This is a genomic window from Bifidobacterium sp. LH_449 (assembly GCF_056356755.1).
The window spans coordinates 1-1476 of sequence record NZ_JBKEUV010000018.1; the positions used below are offsets into that span (position 1 = coordinate 1).

The 1476-nt window shown below is 67.1% G+C and carries 2 protein-coding genes; both read left to right on the forward strand.

The features are described from left to right. Positions 1-64 precede the first annotated feature (64 nt). On the forward strand, positions 65-583 hold the full coding sequence (locus AC1AX7_RS09370; protein WP_476509815.1) for a helix-turn-helix domain-containing protein: 519 nt from the start codon (positions 65-67) through the stop codon (positions 581-583). Then, positions 580-1434: an IS3 family transposase gene (locus AC1AX7_RS09375; protein ID WP_476509816.1), complete on the forward strand. Its 855-nt coding sequence runs from the start codon at positions 580-582 to the stop codon at positions 1432-1434. The genes AC1AX7_RS09370 and AC1AX7_RS09375 overlap by 4 nt, the downstream gene beginning before the upstream one ends. The last annotated feature ends 42 nt before the right edge of the window (positions 1435-1476 follow it).

A 1476-nucleotide genomic window follows, 5' to 3' on the forward strand; every position in this document is an offset into this window, starting at 1 on the left:
TGAACTGCACCCCAAAAGTTGGATTGGAAATATTCTGATCTGATTTTTGGAGGTACGGTTTCTCATGTCACAGGACGGAAGAAGACGTTACAGCGACCGGTACATGCGACGCGTCGCCGGTCTGCTGCGCAAGGGCTGGGGCGCGGACCGAATCGCCACCGCGCTCGGCGTTTCGGCGCATACCGCGAGAAAATGGGTCCATAGGTTTTCCATCGGCGGGGAGGACGGGCTCATGTGCAGGCGCGAGGGCAACAGGACATATGACTACGAGACGAAGCTGGCGGCGGCGCGCGCCCACGTCGACGAGGGCGTCAGCGCCCCCGAGACCGCGCGCCGCTACGGGATCTCCACCGTGGAGCTGCTGGGCAAATGGTGCCACGCGTACCGCGAGGACGGCCCCGAGGCGCTGCGACCGAAACCCAGGGGACGCCCGAAGGGCGCGCGCAGCAAACCGAAACCGGAGCCGACGCGCGAGCAGGAGCTCGAACGCGAGAACCAACGGCTGCGCGCCAGGGTCGCGTACCTGGAAAAATACCGTGCCCTGCTGGCCGAGGAGGCGGCGGACGGCGCCGTGCCGCGCTGACCGTCTCACTGCTGGCGGGGCGAGGCCACCGTCTGGACGACCTGCTCGAGGCCGCCGGTCTGTCCAGGTCCACCTACCATTACCACATGAGCCACGAGGCGCACGTGACCAGGCCTGACGCGGAGCGCCTGGTGCGCGAGGTGTTCGCCCGGACGCCCAACGGATGCGGCCACCGGCAGGTGCACATGGCCCTGCGGCATGAGTTCGGCATGACGATCTCGGCCAAGAGCGTGCTCAGGGTGATGCGCCGGCTGGGGCTGCGCTGCGCGATCAGGCGCCCGAACCCGTGGCGCCGGTACTCCTCGTACCGGGGCGACGCCGGCCTGAAGGTGCCCAACGTGCTCGCCCGCGACTTCGCGGCCACGGGCGCGTGGCAGAAGCTCGGCACCGACGTCACCGAGTTCCGCCTGGACGTCGGCAAGGCGTATCTGGCGCCCGTCTACGACATGCACACCTGCGAGATCGTCGCCTGGGACCTTTCACGGCATCCCGATCTCGCGCGGCAGAAACGGCTGCTTTCGCGGCTCGCCCGAGCCATGCCGGAGGGATGCGCGCCCGTGCTGCACTCCGACATGGGCTGGCAGTACCGGCACGCGTGGTGGCGCCGGCGGCTCGCCCGCATGGGCGTCGTCCAATCCATGAGCCGCAAGGGCAACTGCCTCGACAACGCGCCCACCGAGGGCCTGTTCGGCCATCTCGAGGACGAGCTGTGGCGGGGGCGGATCATGACGTTCCGCCAGCTCAAGCGCGAGCTCGCGGCCTATATAGCCCATTGGAACAACCGGCGGCGTCAGAAAAGGCTTCAGGGCCATACCCCGGTCGAGTACCGGAATATGACCCTGACGGTCTAGGACGCTATCATGATAAATATCGTCCAACTTTTGGGGCGCAGT

Excerpts from the sequence above, each read along its gene's own strand:
- AC1AX7_RS09370 (WP_476509815.1), top strand. The coding sequence starts at position 65 with ATGTCACAGGACGGAAGAAGACGTTACAGCGACCGGTACATGCGACGC.